The sequence below is a fragment of the Nostoc sp. genome, assembly GCF_036917195.1.
GTDB lineage: Bacteria > Cyanobacteriota > Cyanobacteriia > Cyanobacteriales > Nostocaceae > Nostoc.
Genome location: NZ_JBALDG010000018.1, coordinates 24,121 through 39,258 on the forward strand (window position 1 = coordinate 24,121; position 15,138 = coordinate 39,258).

General features: G+C 42.7%; 15 protein-coding genes and 1 pseudogene. 6 read left to right on the plus strand and 10 right to left on the minus strand.

The window, feature by feature from the left end:
• Positions 1-72: 72 nt before the first annotated feature.
• Positions 73-1,587, plus strand: a complete 1,515-nt coding sequence (trpE, locus tag V7K40_RS05590; protein WP_334957482.1) for an anthranilate synthase component I — start codon at positions 73-75, stop codon at positions 1,585-1,587.
• Positions 1,588-2,272: 685 nt separating this feature from the next.
• Here trpE and V7K40_RS05595 read toward each other — a convergent pair.
• Both V7K40_RS05595 and V7K40_RS05600 read right to left on the minus strand, forming a co-directional pair.
• The gene (locus V7K40_RS05595; protein WP_334957484.1) at positions 2,273-3,025 is read right to left on the minus strand and encodes an SDR family NAD(P)-dependent oxidoreductase; all 753 of its coding nucleotides are present in this window, start codon (positions 3,023-3,025) and stop codon (positions 2,273-2,275) included.
• Between the two features lie 121 nt (positions 3,026-3,146).
• Positions 3,147-3,272, minus strand: coding sequence for a hypothetical protein (locus tag V7K40_RS05600; protein WP_334957486.1), 126 nt, complete (start codon positions 3,270-3,272; stop codon positions 3,147-3,149).
• A 356-nt stretch (positions 3,273-3,628) separates the two neighbouring features.
• Here V7K40_RS05600 and V7K40_RS05605 point away from each other — a divergent pair, with 356 nt between their 5' ends.
• Positions 3,629-4,390, plus strand: a complete 762-nt coding sequence (locus V7K40_RS05605; protein ID WP_334957488.1) for an ABC transporter ATP-binding protein — start codon at positions 3,629-3,631, stop codon at positions 4,388-4,390.
• Between the two features lie 246 nt (positions 4,391-4,636).
• On the opposite strand, the gene V7K40_RS05610 is transcribed toward V7K40_RS05605, so the two are convergent.
• Complete coding sequence (locus V7K40_RS05610) at positions 4,637-5,167, minus strand: orange carotenoid protein N-terminal domain-containing protein (protein ID WP_334957490.1); 531 nt, start codon at positions 5,165-5,167, stop codon at positions 4,637-4,639.
• A 215-nt stretch (positions 5,168-5,382) separates the two neighbouring features.
• On the opposite strand from V7K40_RS05610, the gene V7K40_RS05615 reads away from it, so the two are divergent.
• Positions 5,383-5,760: a hypothetical protein gene (locus V7K40_RS05615; RefSeq protein WP_334957492.1), complete on the plus strand. Its 378-nt coding sequence runs from the start codon at positions 5,383-5,385 to the stop codon at positions 5,758-5,760.
• A 150-nt stretch (positions 5,761-5,910) separates the two neighbouring features.
• On the opposite strand, the gene V7K40_RS05620 is transcribed toward V7K40_RS05615, so the two are convergent.
• Positions 5,911-6,546, minus strand: coding sequence for an HAD-IA family hydrolase (locus V7K40_RS05620; protein WP_334957494.1), 636 nt, complete (start codon positions 6,544-6,546; stop codon positions 5,911-5,913).
• On the minus strand, positions 6,521-7,495 hold the full coding sequence (gene queG / locus V7K40_RS05625; RefSeq protein WP_334957496.1) for a tRNA epoxyqueuosine(34) reductase QueG: 975 nt from the start codon (positions 7,493-7,495) through the stop codon (positions 6,521-6,523). Before queG ends, V7K40_RS05620 begins: the two co-directional genes overlap by 26 nt.
• A 600-nt stretch (positions 7,496-8,095) precedes the next feature.
• Here queG and V7K40_RS05630 point away from each other — a divergent pair.
• Complete coding sequence (locus V7K40_RS05630) at positions 8,096-8,527, plus strand: ketosteroid isomerase family protein (RefSeq protein WP_334957499.1); 432 nt, start codon at positions 8,096-8,098, stop codon at positions 8,525-8,527.
• A 103-nt stretch (positions 8,528-8,630) separates the two neighbouring features.
• Here V7K40_RS05630 and V7K40_RS05635 read toward each other — a convergent pair whose 3' ends face one another.
• The 3 genes from V7K40_RS05635 to V7K40_RS05645 form a co-directional block, all read right to left on the minus strand.
• On the minus strand, positions 8,631-9,056 hold the full coding sequence (locus V7K40_RS05635) for an anti-sigma regulatory factor (RefSeq protein WP_273763103.1): 426 nt from the start codon (positions 9,054-9,056) through the stop codon (positions 8,631-8,633).
• 3 nt (positions 9,057-9,059) lie between these two features.
• Complete coding sequence (locus V7K40_RS05640) at positions 9,060-10,733, minus strand: SpoIIE family protein phosphatase (RefSeq protein WP_334957501.1); 1,674 nt, start codon at positions 10,731-10,733, stop codon at positions 9,060-9,062.
• A gap of 161 nt (positions 10,734-10,894) precedes the next feature.
• Positions 10,895-11,614 carry a response regulator transcription factor gene (locus V7K40_RS05645; protein WP_334957503.1) on the minus strand — a complete coding sequence of 240 codons (720 nt, stop codon included), beginning with the start codon at positions 11,612-11,614 and terminating at the stop codon, positions 10,895-10,897.
• Between the two features lie 328 nt (positions 11,615-11,942).
• Here V7K40_RS05645 and V7K40_RS05650 point away from each other — a divergent pair, with 328 nt between their 5' ends.
• The gene (locus tag V7K40_RS05650; RefSeq protein WP_334957505.1) at positions 11,943-12,698 is read left to right on the plus strand and encodes a WecB/TagA/CpsF family glycosyltransferase; all 756 of its coding nucleotides are present in this window, start codon (positions 11,943-11,945) and stop codon (positions 12,696-12,698) included.
• Positions 12,699-12,891: 193 nt separating this feature from the next.
• Positions 12,892-13,638, plus strand: coding sequence for a cell division ATP-binding protein FtsE (ftsE, locus tag V7K40_RS05655; RefSeq protein ID WP_334957507.1), 747 nt, complete (start codon positions 12,892-12,894; stop codon positions 13,636-13,638).
• 286 nt (positions 13,639-13,924) lie between these two features.
• Here the strand turns inward: ftsE and V7K40_RS05660 are convergent, their stop codons facing one another.
• Both V7K40_RS05660 and V7K40_RS05665 read right to left on the minus strand, forming a co-directional pair.
• Positions 13,925-14,698 carry an armadillo-type fold-containing protein gene (locus V7K40_RS05660; protein WP_334957509.1) on the minus strand — a complete coding sequence of 258 codons (774 nt, stop codon included), beginning with the start codon at positions 14,696-14,698 and terminating at the stop codon, positions 13,925-13,927.
• A 208-nt stretch (positions 14,699-14,906) separates the two neighbouring features.
• Positions 14,907-15,128, minus strand: a pseudogene (locus V7K40_RS05665) (hypothetical protein); the annotation flags it as partial.
• Between the last annotated feature and the right edge of the window lie 10 nt (positions 15,129-15,138).

The following is a 15,138-nucleotide window of genomic DNA, read 5'->3' on the forward strand; positions in this document are numbered from 1 at the left end:
AGTAATGGATAATTGGTAAGAAAAAGAATTACCCATTACCCATTACCAATTACCAATTATCTTTTAAAAATAATGATTTTTCCGGATTTCTCCCAGTTTTGCACCCTAGCGCAGCAAGGCAACTTCGTCCCAGTATATGAAGAATGGGTAGCAGACCTAGATACGCCAGTATCTGCTTGGTATAAAGTCTGTGCAGGTCAGCCCTATAGCTTTTTGTTGGAATCGATAGAAGGCGGAGAAAAACTAGGACGCTATAGTTTAGTGGGCTGTGATCCGGTTTGGGTTTTGGAAGCAAGGGGCGATCGCACGACACAGACAAACCGCGATGGTTCGCAGGTCGTTTTTGCAGGCGACCCTTTTACAGCTTTAGCCGAATGTTTAGCACCTTATAACCCAGTTAAGTTACCACAGCTACCGCCAGGAATTGGCGGGTTATTTGGGTTTTGGGGCTATGAATTAATTCGCTGGATTGAGCCGCGCGTGCCAATTTATCCACCAGATGAGCGAAATATCCCTGATGGGTTGTGGATGCAGGTAGACCACCTATTGATTTTTGACCAGGTAAAGCGGAAAATTTGGGCGATCGCTTATGCTGATTTACGTGACCCCAAAGTAGATTTAAAAGCAGCATATCAACAAGCTGGCGATCGCGTCACCCAAATGCTCGAAAAGCTATCTTTACCTTTATCGCCGCAAAAAACCAGATTGGAATGGAAACCGCCTGGAAGTCGCGTATCTGGAGGAGCAGAGGAATACACCAGCAACTTCACCCGCCCAGATTTTTGTGCTAGTGTCCAAAAAGCAAAAGAACATATTAAAGCAGGCGATATCTTCCAAGTAGTAATTTCCCAGCGACTATCAACACCATACACAGGCGACCCCTTTGCCCTTTACCGCTCCCTACGTCAGATAAATCCTTCGCCTTACATGGCTTACTTTAACTTCCAAGATTGGCAAATCATCGGTTCCAGTCCCGAAGTGATGGTGAAAGCTGAAACTGATCCACATGGTGGAGTGATAGCAACGGTACGTCCGATTGCAGGAACGCGTCCACGAGGTAAAACCATCAATGAAGATGCAGCCTTCGCTAAGGATTTACTTGAAGATCCTAAAGAAATTGCCGAACATGTAATGCTTGTTGATTTAGGGCGGAATGATTTAGGGCGTGTTTGTGAAAGTGGTAGCGTCAAAGTTGACGAATTAATGGTAGTTGAGCGCTACTCCCATGTGATGCACATTGTTAGCAATGTTGTGGGTAAATTAGGACTTGATAAAACAGCATGGGATTTACTGAAAGCTTCCTTCCCAGCAGGTACGGTAAGCGGCGCACCCAAGATTAGGGCGATGGAAATTATCTACGAGTTAGAGTCTAGTCGTCGAGGTGTTTATTCCGGTGTGTATGGATATTACGATTTTGAAGGACAATTAAATACTGCGATCGCAATTCGCACAATGGTAGTGCATAATCAGACAGTGAGTGTACAAGCCGGTGCAGGTTTGGTGGCTGATTCTGAGCCAGAGAAAGAATACGAAGAGACACTGAATAAAGCTAGAGGTCTATTAGAGGCGATTCGTTGTTTGCGTTGAACTGGGGACTAGTACACTGTGGCGTCAGTTTGCCTAGCTTGTAACCAGTTGCTCAAGCTCGAATGATACTACGATAAATGATCGCTATTTCAAAAATTAAGCGAGCTAATAAGAGTTAGCCGACAAAAATATAGAATAATCCCATAGATAGGTGTGCTGAACTGCATATTATTACTTTGCTAGATAGTCAGACCGCAGTAATGTTCTGATTTCAAGGGAGTGAACTATAAACATCTTTCTGACAGGGGCAACAGGGTATATTGGTTCAATTGTTGCACAACGACTCAAAGAGACTGGTCACAACGTTTTTGGTTTGACTAAAAGTGAAGCATCTGCACAAAAGCTCAAAGCGTTTGAGATGAAGCCAGTTTTAGGAACTTTACAAGACAGAGAAAAACTGAAAAGATAGGTCTAATATCATCATTGAATGCCTGTATAGTTACTTTTGTCTATAATTAATTGCACACTGGTTTTTGTTGGTTAATTGTAAAACCAGACTTGATACAAGTACAGTAATAGTTCGATTTGTTGTATGAGAATCCAGACCAGACTTTAAAAGTTGATATACCAATATTCTTCTATTTTGAATTACATAGGTTTTACTTTGAAGTGCAAGATGTTTGGAAACAATTTGTGCTACTTCTGGTTTTGCAGACTCAGCCCAACAAGAAAGAATCTGCGATCGCTACTGCGCCGTGTAGCCGCCGTCCATCAGGTGGAAACTGCCGGTGACGAAGGAGGCACGCTCCGACAAGAAGAAGCTGACCATATCCGCGACCTCCTCGGTCCGTGCGAGGCGACCTAAAGGGTGCGAGGCGGCCATCTGTGCCCGTGCTTCCTCCGGCAATTCGCGCATATTGGGCGTGTCAACATAGCCCGGCCCGATTGCGATCACCCGGATACCTTGGCTGGCATATTCCAGTGCTGCCGCCTTCGTCAGTCCGATGATGCCGTGCTTCGCGGCGACGTAGGGACCGATACCAGCGACCCCGACTGCGCCAGCGACCGACGACATGTTGACGATTGCCCCGCCGCCGCTTTGGATCATTGCCGGAATCTCGTATTTCAGTCCGAAGAAGATGCCGCTGAGATTGGCCGCAATCACGCGATGCCACCATTCGATTTCATAGTCGGCGGTGCTGATCTGGTGTGGTCCAGTGAAGCCGGCATTATTGACTGCCATGTGCAGCCCACCGAAGCGCTCCACCGTCCCGGCCACCATTGCTTCGACGGCACGATGATCGGATACGTCTGTCTCGATGACGTATGTACGCTTGCCAGACGAATCCAGCCGCCCGGCGACTTCATGCGCCCGGGCGACGTCGATGTCCGCAAGGATAATTTTCGCACCATTTTCATACAGCTTGACGGCAATCGCTTCACCGAGACCGGTCGCCGCGCCGGTGACTATCGCTACTTTGTCTACAAACTTGGACACTGGTTTATCCTCCTTGTCTTTCGGTCATTCCCTCAAGCATGAGCGGTCTAACTCTTATCTATGCAGATATTCTTTGTTAGGACTTAGGCAATAACTCTCTGAAACCTTATTCCTTTGTGTCCTACCCTGCGGGAAGCCACAACTCTTGGAGACGCTTTGCGTAGCTTGCTTCTCCGTAGGAGTAGGTGTCTATGCGTCCTTTGCGGTAGCCTGCGGCAAGCCGCTTCTCTACGAGAGGCTGCGCCAACGCGTCTACGTTTTTTCATGATTTTGCGTAAGTCCTGTTTGTTTAAGATCCCTTCTTAGGATTTAGACTATAAAGTATTTTGACATACTCTCCCAATTTAATTGGGGGGATTGGTAGGGTCGAGAGAAGTTATTGCTAACCTCCCCGTCCCATCCGAAACCGTGCGACTTTCACCATGAGAGAAAAGTATCTACATCGTCGTCAATACCTGATTCTCTCCAGCAACTTTCATGATCAATTTTTCTGATAGGGTAGTCGTCAGAAAATGGTAAGCGTTTATATTCAAAGCGACAGTGGTTACTATAGTGACAACTGGTAAGCTACTCTCTTCCTAGTCCAAGATTACCTATTTCCTTATGACAAACACTATTTCAATTACCGATTCCCTGGTTCCTAATCCCGTACCGAAACCAGCAATCATTCGACTAGAAAACATTTTCAAGATTTATGGTAGTGGCGAAACAGAAGTACGAGCGCTGAATGATGTCAACCTAATTGTGGAACAGGGCGAATATTGTGCAATCATGGGACCTTCAGGTTCTGGTAAATCCACAGCCATGAATATTATCGGTTGTTTAGACCGTCCCACAGGTGGACGTTATTACTTAGATAACCTCGATGTAGCTCAAATGGACGATCGCTCATTGGCACATATCCGTAATAAAAAACTGGGATTTGTGTTCCAACAATTCCACCTATTGCCCCAACTAACAGCATTAGAAAATGTGATGTTGCCGATGGTGTATGCTAATGTCAACCCAAAAGAAAGAAGCGATCGCGCAACAGTTGCACTGACAAGAGTCGGTTTAGCAAATCGCCTCAACAACAAACCAACTCAGCTATCTGGTGGACAACAACAACGAGTAGCGATCGCTCGAGCCATTGTCAATCGTCCTGTAGTACTCCTAGCCGATGAACCCACAGGCGCACTTGATTCGCGCACAACCCAAGAAGTATTGGATATCTTTAGCGAACTCAATGCCAGTGGAATCACCGTTGTCATGGTAACTCATGAACCAGAAGTTGCTCGTCAAACCCAGCGCATCATTTGGTTCCGTGATGGTCAAGTAGTACACTCCAATCTCACACCATCTGACTTGAGTCAGCTTGCTATGTGATAAATTCTTAATTTGTTGTCTGTTTGTTTACAGATGATTCTATCCAATTTTACAAAAAACTTGGGTTTACCGAAAGAGAAACTTGTCTGGAGCAGATAATCGGTAAATGGCTGGTGAACACATCATTAACAGATAGCTAAATTGCAAGCCTATGTGATTTTTAATAATTGAAAACCCAAGATCCCCGACTTCTTAAAGAAGTCGGGGATCTTGTTTTTCACAGTTATGGATATGGATTTAGTCTAATTACAAACTTGAGGTTTTGCCAGTTTCTGCTTGTGTTGCGATCGGCTTAACATCCGTGTAACCCACTTCACCAGCTATTGTCCGAAACACCGACATTTGTTCTTCAAATTCTAATCCTTCAATTTGGGAAACCAAATCATTAATTTCTTTAGCTGGCTGGTAGCTGCTTGGCAAATCAACTACTGTATCCCCCATAGCTACCGCCCAAGCATACCAAACTAACAGTTGGTTGTTTTCTTTGATCGCCCCATAAGCACGAGAATATTCTGTATCTTTGCGGTTAACTATATCCCGCATAATATCTAGTTGCTGCTCATCTGATAACTCAAAATAGTCTCCTAGCAGAAGTGGTGCTAAATCTGAATCGGCAGCAGCAGGAGCAGCTGGGGTGATCGAGTCACCCATTTTTTTATAAACCAAATAGAACCAAGCTAATTTTGCATCGGTATCTAAGGCGTTAAACGCATCTACCAAGTTTTGAGTTTCATTGCTCTGAGCTTGAGAAATATTTTTATCGTAACTTGCAGTCATAAATTTGTTTCCAAGGAAATTTTACTCCCAAACTAAGGCTTACCAAAGTTTGAGTATCAAATTCTACTATCTATAGAAAGAGTTAAAATAATTTAAAATTGTAGCTATAATCTACCTTTTAATAGAGGTAAAAGTCTCCCGCAAGAAGCAACAAAGCAGCAGATCACTTTGCTATGATCACCACAGCAATAAAAAATTTACCTAAGGTTTTAATTATGCCTGATGAAGAAGTGAAGCCCAATTTAAATGAAGCTTCCACCCAGGATGCACAATTAGCTGCCGAAAGCATAGCTAGTGGTGAAGAAAAAGTGCCAACGGTGGATTTTGATAATGATTATGCAGCTGCACAACAATTCAGCGTTAGTGATGTAGATCGCACAGGTAAAGGTGCAGCAGCAGCTCAAGCAGCTACTGCACCTAATCAGAAAACCTCTCAGCCACAAGAGACAAAAACTCAAGCGCAGTCAACTGGTAATCCTGATGATTTTCTAGAGTCAGCAAAGGAAGTTGGGAATTCTCCGGCTCAGGGTGTAACTAATGTCAGTGACGATTTAGTAGAACAAGCTTTGGAAAAGGGTGAACGTAAAAATTAAGTTTTCCTGATATCTTGCTATTTTGTTGGGTGGGCAATGTCACAAATATTAAAATTGAAGTTTTGGCATTGGTAGATATTGCCCTCTTTACTGTTTTGGTCAATCGCCAATAGTTAAGATTTTTACTATCGACTTTTTATAATTGATCAATTAGCGACTATTCATCACTTCGAGTAGTTCACTAGGTCGCTGAATTAAATAATCTGGATTTTGCTTGGCTAGTATTTCTGGTGAGTTAAAGCCCCAAGTCACTGCAATCACTTGGATATTTGCTTTTCTTGATGCTTCTATATCTCTGGTTTCATCTCCAACATAAATAACTTCTTCAGGTTTGAGTTGATTTTGCCTCAATACATTATTGATTATGGTTGTTTTGCCAAAAATTGTAATTCCTGAGTAGATAAAATCAAATAGGTGATTTAAATCATTAATTCTCAAAAATTGCGTAACATTATCTTTAGAATTAGAAGTGATAATGCCCAGTTTATATCCTTGATTTTGGAGTTGCATTAATGCTTCTTTAATTCCCGGAATGGGCTTTAATTCTGGGATTTTGTTTTTTAATTCCCCTTTAACTTTTTTAACTAGAAAAGGGATCTTAAATAGAGAAACTCCTGAGTACTTAATAATTTCCCTAGATGTTAAGTTTTTAAGGAGGGCTAATTGCTCTGGACTTATGTGTCTATAACCAAAGTCTATAGCTAGACGATTAGCAATACTAACAAGGGCATCTACTGTATCAGCAATAGTGCCATCAAAATCAAAAATAATTACTTTCGGGGTCATTCTTTCGCCTGGATGCGTCAAGATTAGCTAGGGCGTTGCGTCGTAACATTTCTGGCTTAATCCGCCGCAAGGCAGATGCTGGAAATTGTTTATCCCACTCCTGATCTGAGATTTGGGCTAATTCTAGCAGCTGGGGAGCAATATTCCCAGGATAAGGCTGAAAGTCTTCAATATCAGTTGTGCTGGCAAAACGTTGATTCCAAGGACAAACATCTTGGCAAATATCACAACCAGCAACCCAGCCTTGTAAATGAGGTGTGAGTGTCTGTGGCAGTTCCTCCGCCCGATTTTCAATGGTATGATAAGCAATGCAGCGATTAGCATCCACAACAAAAGGCTGAGTAATTGCACCCGTAGGACAAGCCTGAAGACAACGAGTACAGCTACCGCAGTGTTCTGTATGCGGGCGATCGCTCTCTAATTCCAAATTTGTCAACACTTCTCCCAAAAATACCCAAGAACCAAATTGCGGTGTAATCACATTACCATTTTTGGCAATCCAACCAATTCCGGCAAGTTGAGCCAACACTTTATCTTGTACCGGGCCAGTGTCTGCATAATAACGAGCTCGTACACCTTGATCAAGTGATTCTAGCCATGTAGATAGCCGCTTGAGTTTTTTATGCATCACTTTGTGATAATCCCTTCCCCAACCATAACGGGAAATTTTGGCGTATTCCTCGCCTTCGGGACGTTGATGTGGTGTATAGTAATTCAGCGCCACACACACTAGCGATCGCGCTTCTGGCATAACTAAGTCGATATCCTGACGTTTTGGGTTAGTCATCCATTCCATATCGGCGTGATAACCCAGTTCAATCCATGCTTGTAACCTCTGCGCTTCTGTGGCATCTACCCTATCTACAGCAGCAATTCCAACTTTGTGAAAGCCCAACTCGCTGGCTTTCTCTTTTACTACACTGCTGCTTGTTACGGAATACTGATTCATTTTTTTATCTAGATTTTGCCTAACTAAAGGCATGTTAATTTTACATTACCTAGTCAATACCCTTGATTAAGATTTGTTACTTACCTAGATAGAAATTTTATTTATAGCCTAGAAACTACTTCTTTATAAGATGTTAATTCAGGTTTGTTTAATTATTGGAGTTTAGACTAATTTGGCTTAAAAGACCGTCAAACCCTTATCCAGACGGGCTTATGTAATTTACAGGCTTATTTTGATTCCGAAGTCTAAAATGCTTGCTACACAAGGTTTGTAGCGTGAAAATAGAATTTAGTCTAAACTCCAGTTAATTACAGCGGATTTTAATTTAGTGAAGTATACAACCTAAGTCTCGAAGCCAGAAATCAAGGCTGTTTTACTTCTAAATCATGAATTATGCTTTAAAACTTCCATCGTGAGGAAGATTTAGCAATATGTAATAATCTATCTCAATAGCAGCTTTATTTTTACCTATTTTTGTATTTAAATTGATATTCAGTATGATACAGGCAATTCTATCACCGACAAAGAAAAGGATACAGAGTAACTAAATTTCTTTATAGGGATTGTAATGCGTGAATTTTGAATTGGGAGCGAAGCAACGTGACCTCTGCTGAATTTATATCCTCAGCGCAGTTGAAAGAAGAATTCCAGATTGAGGGAATTACAGAAACAAGTGTACTGCGTTATTTTGAAACCTTAAATGCAGGAGAATTTGAGGCAACTGCTGCCTTATTTGCGGTAGATGGTGTGATGCGTCCACCATTTGAATCTGATATTGTGGGGACAGATGCGATCGCAGCCTACTTAAAACAAGAAGGTCAAAACATTAAAGCTTATCCCAATATAGGAATAGCTGAGACTTTAGAAAATGGTGATATCCAAGTTCAGATAACAGGCAAAGCACAAACCTCATGGTGTAGTGTGAATGTATTGTGGCTATTTATCCTTAATCAACAACGGCAAATTTCCTATACTAGAATCAAACTTTTAGCCTCTCCCCAAGAGTTACTTTCTTTACGTCGTGAAATTTAGGAAGTAAGTATAATTACTTAAAAAAGTGTGTTTATACCCAAAACAAAATCTCGGCATTGAAAATTTGTATAAATCAGATTACTTGAAAAATAGTAAGTTTTGTCTATTGGACTAATTCGGGTAAAGTAGCTTCCAACTTGAGACAGTTGGCACCATTAATCTGCAACTGATAATCTACTTTATCCATGAGACGATTCATAATTAGCCAACCATAACCACCTTCTTGTTTTTCCATAGGGTTTGGAGCGTAGTAGGTAGACATATCAAAGCCTTCGCCGTAGTCCCAAATTTCTAAGGCAAGATCCCGATCTTTGACTTCCAAACGTAATAAAATCGGTAAATTTGGTTTGTCCTTGTGGGCATGACGGACTGCATTTGAGTAGGCTTCCACCAAAGCCAGTCTCAAACGACTTGATTGTCGCGACCAATCCACAGAATCTCCTAACTGGATTTTCAAACATCCCAGCAACCAGTTTTCGACAATATTGAGAAAATTCAAGTCACTTGGTACATGAAGCTCACTTTTCATTACTTACAAAATCTCCAGCGAAAGTATAGTTTGATCGTCTTCTTGAACGTGATTATCTGCCTGGATGCGAGCTAGTAAATGGTTAAGAGAAAGTGGTTGTTGCTCTTCTTGTAACAGTTGCCAAAGACCATCTTGATTCAGCATAGAACGATTAACTGACTCAACGCCAGACCCAGTTTCTACTGCTAAATCCAAATTATTCGATACCATCGCTTCTGTAATTCCATCGCTGGCTAGTAACAATGTGTCTCCAGCAGCGAGAACCAAGCGACCAGACTGTGCCTGCCACTTGGGCAAGATCCCTAAAGGAACGCTACGGACTTTGAGGTAATTGGGATTGTCGGCTAAAGCGCCTTGGCGTGACCATAATAGTGGATAGATATGACCAGCATTAGTGTAGACGAGTTCCTTAGTGGTAGGGGTATAACAGGCTAACACAAGAGTGATGAAATAATTGTTGCTAATTAAATCTTCACTGAGAGCGTGGTTGAGGTTTTGCATGACCACATTCGGCTCGGCTGGTGCTTCTTGAGATAATTCCCGGCGCAAAACTGAAATAATACTAGCCATAAATAAAGCAGCTGGGACGCCCTTGCCAGAGACATCACCCACTGCTAACCACAAATCACCTTTGGGATGAACAAAAACTTCAAAAAAATCGCCTCCAACTTCTCGCGCTGGGTAACAGCAGGCTTGCACCTTCACACCTTTGATGTCAGGTAAACTTTGGCGTAGCAAGTTATATTGAATTTGGCGAGCTACTTCCAACTCATTATGAATCTGCTGTTGCTTTTCTTGGAGATGCTGGTAGAGTTTTGCTTGAGAGAGGGCTAAGGCTGCTTGTTCGGCAACACCTGCAATCAGTTGGATGTCTTCGTCTTGCCAGAAGCGATCGCCTCCACATTGGTGGAGGGCCAGCACAGCCAACAAATGCTGCTGGTAGCTAAGTGGCACAACCAGGTGGTGACAGGGGTTGCCGTCGTATATTTCTTGAGCAAGTTGATAATGACGGGTTTCCAGTACTTTTTCAATTAAAGGACTGGGATCGAAGAAGGAATCTGATACACGCGATTGAGGATCGCGGTATAAGAACTGGTCTTGTGTCAAGCGATCGCCTTCTACTGGTCTGAGCAAGCAACTAGTAGCTTCAAATCTTTGTCCAATAGTTGTTACAATCTTTTGCAGCATACTGTCGTAGTCTAAAGATTCCCGAATTGCCGTTGTTACCGCATTAAACAAAGATTCTCGCCGTAGGGACCGACGCAACTCTTGCGTGCGCTTCTTAACTAGGCGATATGTATCAGCGGCTTGCTCAACTAATGCCCTGAGTTTATCTGGATTCCAGGGTTTGGTAATGTACTTGAAGACCTGACCAGAGTTAATCGCATCCACCAAATCTTCGACATCAGTAAAACCAGTTAATAAAATCCGAATCGTGTCCGGAAAATGCTCTACAGTGCGACTAAAAAATTCCGTACCACTCATTTCTGGCATTCTTTGGTCAGAAATAATCACCGCCATTTCGCCAAATTGATCCAAGACTTCCAGAGCACCAAAGGCATGATTGGCTTTATATACTTGATAATCTCGCCTAAAAGTGCGGTAGAGTAAATCTAAGTTATCTGGCTCATCATCTACCACCATGAGCTTAAGTTTCTCCAAACCGATCTCAGCCATATTTGACTTTAGTTTTCACATATTTGAATAGCGAGATAGTGTGATGTTTATCCCACTTGATAAATAACAGAAAATTAGAGAACCCATTCACTTTGAAATAACTTTCTCAAAGTTGTGAGTTTCTCTTGATCATCCTCAATTGCTCCACAGCAAAATTAACTTTATCCAACTAACCCAGAACGCAAGGCGCGGACTGCTGCTTGGGTACGGTCATCGGCACATAGCTTATTCAAAATATTGCGAACGTGAGTTTTAACAGTCCCAACGGTGATGTAAAGTCTTTCCGCAATTAGTGCATTACTACAACCTTCGACAATCAACTGTAACACTTCTAACTCCCTTTCTGTCAGGCTATAAGGTTGAATTCCTTCCAGATTCTCGACATCATCAGGGTTAGAGGCAATAGTTTTGATATCTACAAAAGCCGATTCCAACTTTTGAGGATTTTGTTGCGCTTGTTGTAATACAATCCGAGCGATCGCTGGATCGATCCAGGCGTTGCCATTGTAAGTTACTCGTATTGCTTCCAGCAAATTATCAAATTTGATATCTTTCATACAGTAAGAGTCTGCACCAGCTGCAAAAGCTGCCAACACAGCTTCTTTGTTATCCCGCAGTGTCAAAATTAACACCTTTGTGACTAGCTGCTGCCCATTAGCAGTAGATTTAACCTCCCGTGTCAGCTCAATGCCATCCTTATCTGGTAAACCAATATCTACAATGGCAATATCTGGTTGTACCATTTTTAACATTTTTAGTCCCTCAACAGCATTGGCAGCTTCACCTACAACTTCAATTTCATCCTTTTGCAGTAATGCTGTCCGAATACCCACACGAGTTAGATCATGATCTTCAATCAGAGCGATACGAATTTTACTCATAGCCAACTTCAGCCCGTTACACTACCTTAACCGTAAAGTCGAGTTTCGTGACATACTCCCACACTAACTGCAAGCAGTATAGTGGGGGCTTCTGTTCCCGGAACCAGAGTTGCGAGTTGAGCGTTTTATACTGAGTGAATATTACACCTTAACAATAAAATTTGGACTGGTTCAGCCCAACTACAAGCGCCCAAGACTAATTAGTTTAATTATGCTTTCTATTGTTGCAGGGCAAGGGGGAATCTCTCCTGCCTAAGTTCTAATATAAAAAATTTGATAAACTTAACATTCAAGGAAATCTGGTGTGAGAATTACTCAAGAATAGGCTATGTCTAACGGCAATCAAGTATTTTCAGTGTTGGGAATACCAGTTCATGTAATGGCTAACTATCCAGGCTGGTTGTTAGAATGCCTGCACGCAGGCAGAGGAACTCATGTAGTAACGCTCAATGCAGAAATGATTATGCAGGCAGAGCGAAATCATTTCTTAGCTCAGGTGATTAAAAATGCTGAATTAGTGATTCCAGATGGAGCCGGGGTTGTTCTGTATTTGCGGTGGCTGTTATGGCAAAAAGTGCAGCGTTTTCCAGGGATTGAACTAGCAGAAAAACTTTTGCAAGAACTTGGGCAACAGAAGACAGGGGCAAAGGTATTTTTCTATGGAGCAGCGCCTGGAGTGGCCTCAATTGCGGCAGATTTTTGGCAGCAGCAAATTCCAGATTTGCGTATAGTAGGCACTCACTCAGGCTACCATTCCCCAGAAGAAGAAGCACAATTGCAACAAACTCTTGCTCAATTGCAGCCACAAGTGATTTTTGTTGGTTTGGGAGTGCCACGTCAAGAGTTATGGATTGCCGAAAACCGCCATTTGTGTCCTCAAGCAATTTGGATTGGCGTCGGTGGCAGTTTTGATATTTGGTCGGGAACTAAAACTCGTGCTCCCGCCTGGTTAGGAAATAATAATTTGGAATGGTTGTATCGGCTTTATCGAGAACCTTGGCGCTGGCGGCGGATGTTAGCTTTGCCAGCGTTTGCTGTGAAAGCGTTTGTTTATCGTTTGACAGCAAGGGGTGCAATTAGTTAAGAGGGGAGAGACGCGATTAATCGCGTCTGTACTGGGTGTTATTACTTAGTTAGTATTAAAGTCTTTAAAAAATTTTAAATTTTCTTTGTTGAATTTTAAATTCCCAGGCGAAACCTGGGAATCCTTATTTTGAGAGGAATGTCACACCTAAGTCGGCAAACTGTTTGGTTGTGGGTATGAGGAAAATTTAACAATGCCAGTATTAACAACTCAAGTTAAAACACACAAATCCGTTCATAGAGAAAACACTGAAACTCAACATCACGGTAGTAATACTACTGCAAAGGTGCAATTGCAATCTGTAACCAAGACTTATACTAACGGCACTCACGCCTTGTTGAATGCGAACCTTGAGGTAAAAAAGGGAGAATTTCTGTTTATCACCGGGCCAAGTGGTTCAGGTAAATCAACGCTCTTGAAACTGCTGTATGGCCAGGAGTTACCCACACAGGGAGAAGTAATTGTTGAGGAATGTAATGTAGCAGGTTTACGGGGCGATCGCTTGTCATTATTGCGGCGACGGATTGGCATTGTGTTTCAAGACTACAAATTGATTACCCAACGAACAGTAGCGGAAAATGTAACTTTTGTGCTGCAAGCTCAAGGGTATACCCGTAAAGAAATTCAACGACGCCTAGAACCAACCTTGAAGCTGGTGGGTTTGCTGAGTAAAGCTGACTGCTTTCCAGATCAACTGTCTGGGGGAGAGCAACAGCGGGTGAGTATTGCCCGAGCGATCGTTGGTACACCACCGCTGCTGTTGGCGGATGAGCCTACTGGAAATCTCGATCCAGATAATTCCTGGCAAGTGATCCAGATTCTCCAGAAGTTAAATTCCTTTGGGGCTACAGTAATTGTTACCACTCACGATGAACAGTTGGTGCGGCGATGCAATCATCGGGTAGTGCAAGTTCGCAATGGACGGCTGTCTCGAAAATAAGGGACTTCCAAATAAAAAAATAATCAATCGTTTTGGTAAGCAGGGGAAGCAGGGGGAGAAGAAATCGGATAGTCGTATTGGATTACAGGAATTGAGTAATTTAATTTTTGTCAGTCCCTAAGCATTGGGTATGGGGGAGCCACTGCGGTCTTCTCCCATTCGTGAGAGGCTAGCGCCTGCCGTAGGATGCCCGTAGGGCTGTAGGGGGTTTCCCCCAGGAGGAACTGCCGTGCATGGTATCCCGACTTGAGCGGACTGGCGTCAAGTGGCGTCATTGGGCAAATAACTAATAAACGTGGTGCTTGACTTTTGCTGATACGGGTACGAAAGTTGTTGCTGTTTTGGGTGCTAGGACTTGTAGGCGATCGCAGGCTTGTAAACTTTTAAAAGCTGCCTCTCGGATCACAACTTCCTCCTCTCGACTGAGTAGCAGTTGCAAGCATTCGACAACATTTTGCTGCACTGAAGAATCAACTCGCTTACTGCTGATGATTTTAGTTAGTTGACGTAAGGCAATCAACCGCTTCAATGGATCTTTTTCTGTTAAATTGACCAACAACTGATCGAGGTGGTCTTCTTCTCGATTTTCATAGAAGTTGATAATTTGCCATACTAATAAAATTATAGTTAACAGGGTTCCCACGCCTTGCACAATCGCACCAGCAGCAATCCAGGGACTGTGAGAGTCAACCCAAATTGCAGCTGCCATGTAAGTGCTGACAGTAGCAAGACCACCACTGACGACTGCTAAGGCTAACCGACGATTTGAACTATTTAAGAACTTACGGAACTTAGACCAGTGCAATTGCCAGTCCCAATCCTGCATTGAGTAAACCAATACCATTATCCCAACGCCGATTAAGAGAGCCAATAGGAGTTTCCAGTTCCACAACAACATGGCAACGACGATTGTCAGAAACCCAAGAAAGCCCCCAGGCCCAGAGAAGCGCTTAAATGTTTGCTGCTTTGTAGCTCCTTTTGTCTTGAACTTTGTCAGCGACCAGTTCCATCTGGGGATCTGGTTGATCAATTGCTGCCAAGAAGACGAAGCCTGTGCCACAGTGTTTACCTACTTGATTACAAAATTACCTATTGTATAAGTTTTACTAGGGATGAAGAAAGGGTGAAGCCCCAAACTACAAGATGCCCGGTTTTTATGGACGGATAGTAGACTAGTACAGGACGGCGGAAATCAAGATAACATTTTAAATGCCTTAGAGCAAGGGCGTAAAGGCTTTTTAAATTTTGAATGCGTGAATTTTGCGAATTTAAAGACAAAAACGAAAGTTATCAAGGGTGAATTGACCATCAAAAGCACAGAAGGTAACGCTGTAAATGTTATTCACAGTTATGGATAATAAGGTATTGGAGGAAATTGCCAAGTTTGAATTGGTAAGATTAGCGCTTGCTAGTGGAGTTTGATCGAGGAGTTGGCGATCGCGATCGTCGGCAAAAAGCACTAGGCGTTGCGAACTAGTGACAGCGTTAACCGAGTTAAGG

Excerpts from the sequence above, each read along its gene's own strand:
- trpE (WP_334957482.1), top strand. The coding sequence starts at position 73 with ATGATTTTTCCGGATTTCTCCCAGTTTTGCACCCTAGCGCAGCAAGGC.
- V7K40_RS05605 (WP_334957488.1), top strand. The coding sequence starts at position 3,629 with ATGACAAACACTATTTCAATTACCGATTCCCTGGTTCCTAATCCCGTA.
- V7K40_RS05610 (WP_334957490.1), bottom strand. The coding sequence starts at position 5,167 with ATGACTGCAAGTTACGATAAAAATATTTCTCAAGCTCAGAGCAATGAA.
- V7K40_RS05615 (WP_334957492.1), top strand. The coding sequence starts at position 5,383 with ATGCCTGATGAAGAAGTGAAGCCCAATTTAAATGAAGCTTCCACCCAG.
- V7K40_RS05620 (WP_334957494.1), bottom strand. The coding sequence starts at position 6,546 with ATGACCCCGAAAGTAATTATTTTTGATTTTGATGGCACTATTGCTGAT.
- queG (WP_334957496.1), bottom strand. The coding sequence starts at position 7,495 with ATGAATCAGTATTCCGTAACAAGCAGCAGTGTAGTAAAAGAGAAAGCC.
- V7K40_RS05635 (WP_273763103.1), bottom strand. The coding sequence starts at position 9,056 with ATGAAAAGTGAGCTTCATGTACCAAGTGACTTGAATTTTCTCAATATT.
- V7K40_RS05640 (WP_334957501.1), bottom strand. The coding sequence starts at position 10,733 with ATGGCTGAGATCGGTTTGGAGAAACTTAAGCTCATGGTGGTAGATGAT.
- V7K40_RS05645 (WP_334957503.1), bottom strand. The coding sequence starts at position 11,614 with ATGAGTAAAATTCGTATCGCTCTGATTGAAGATCATGATCTAACTCGT.
- V7K40_RS05650 (WP_334957505.1), top strand. The coding sequence starts at position 11,943 with ATGTCTAACGGCAATCAAGTATTTTCAGTGTTGGGAATACCAGTTCAT.
- ftsE (WP_334957507.1), top strand. The coding sequence starts at position 12,892 with ATGCCAGTATTAACAACTCAAGTTAAAACACACAAATCCGTTCATAGA.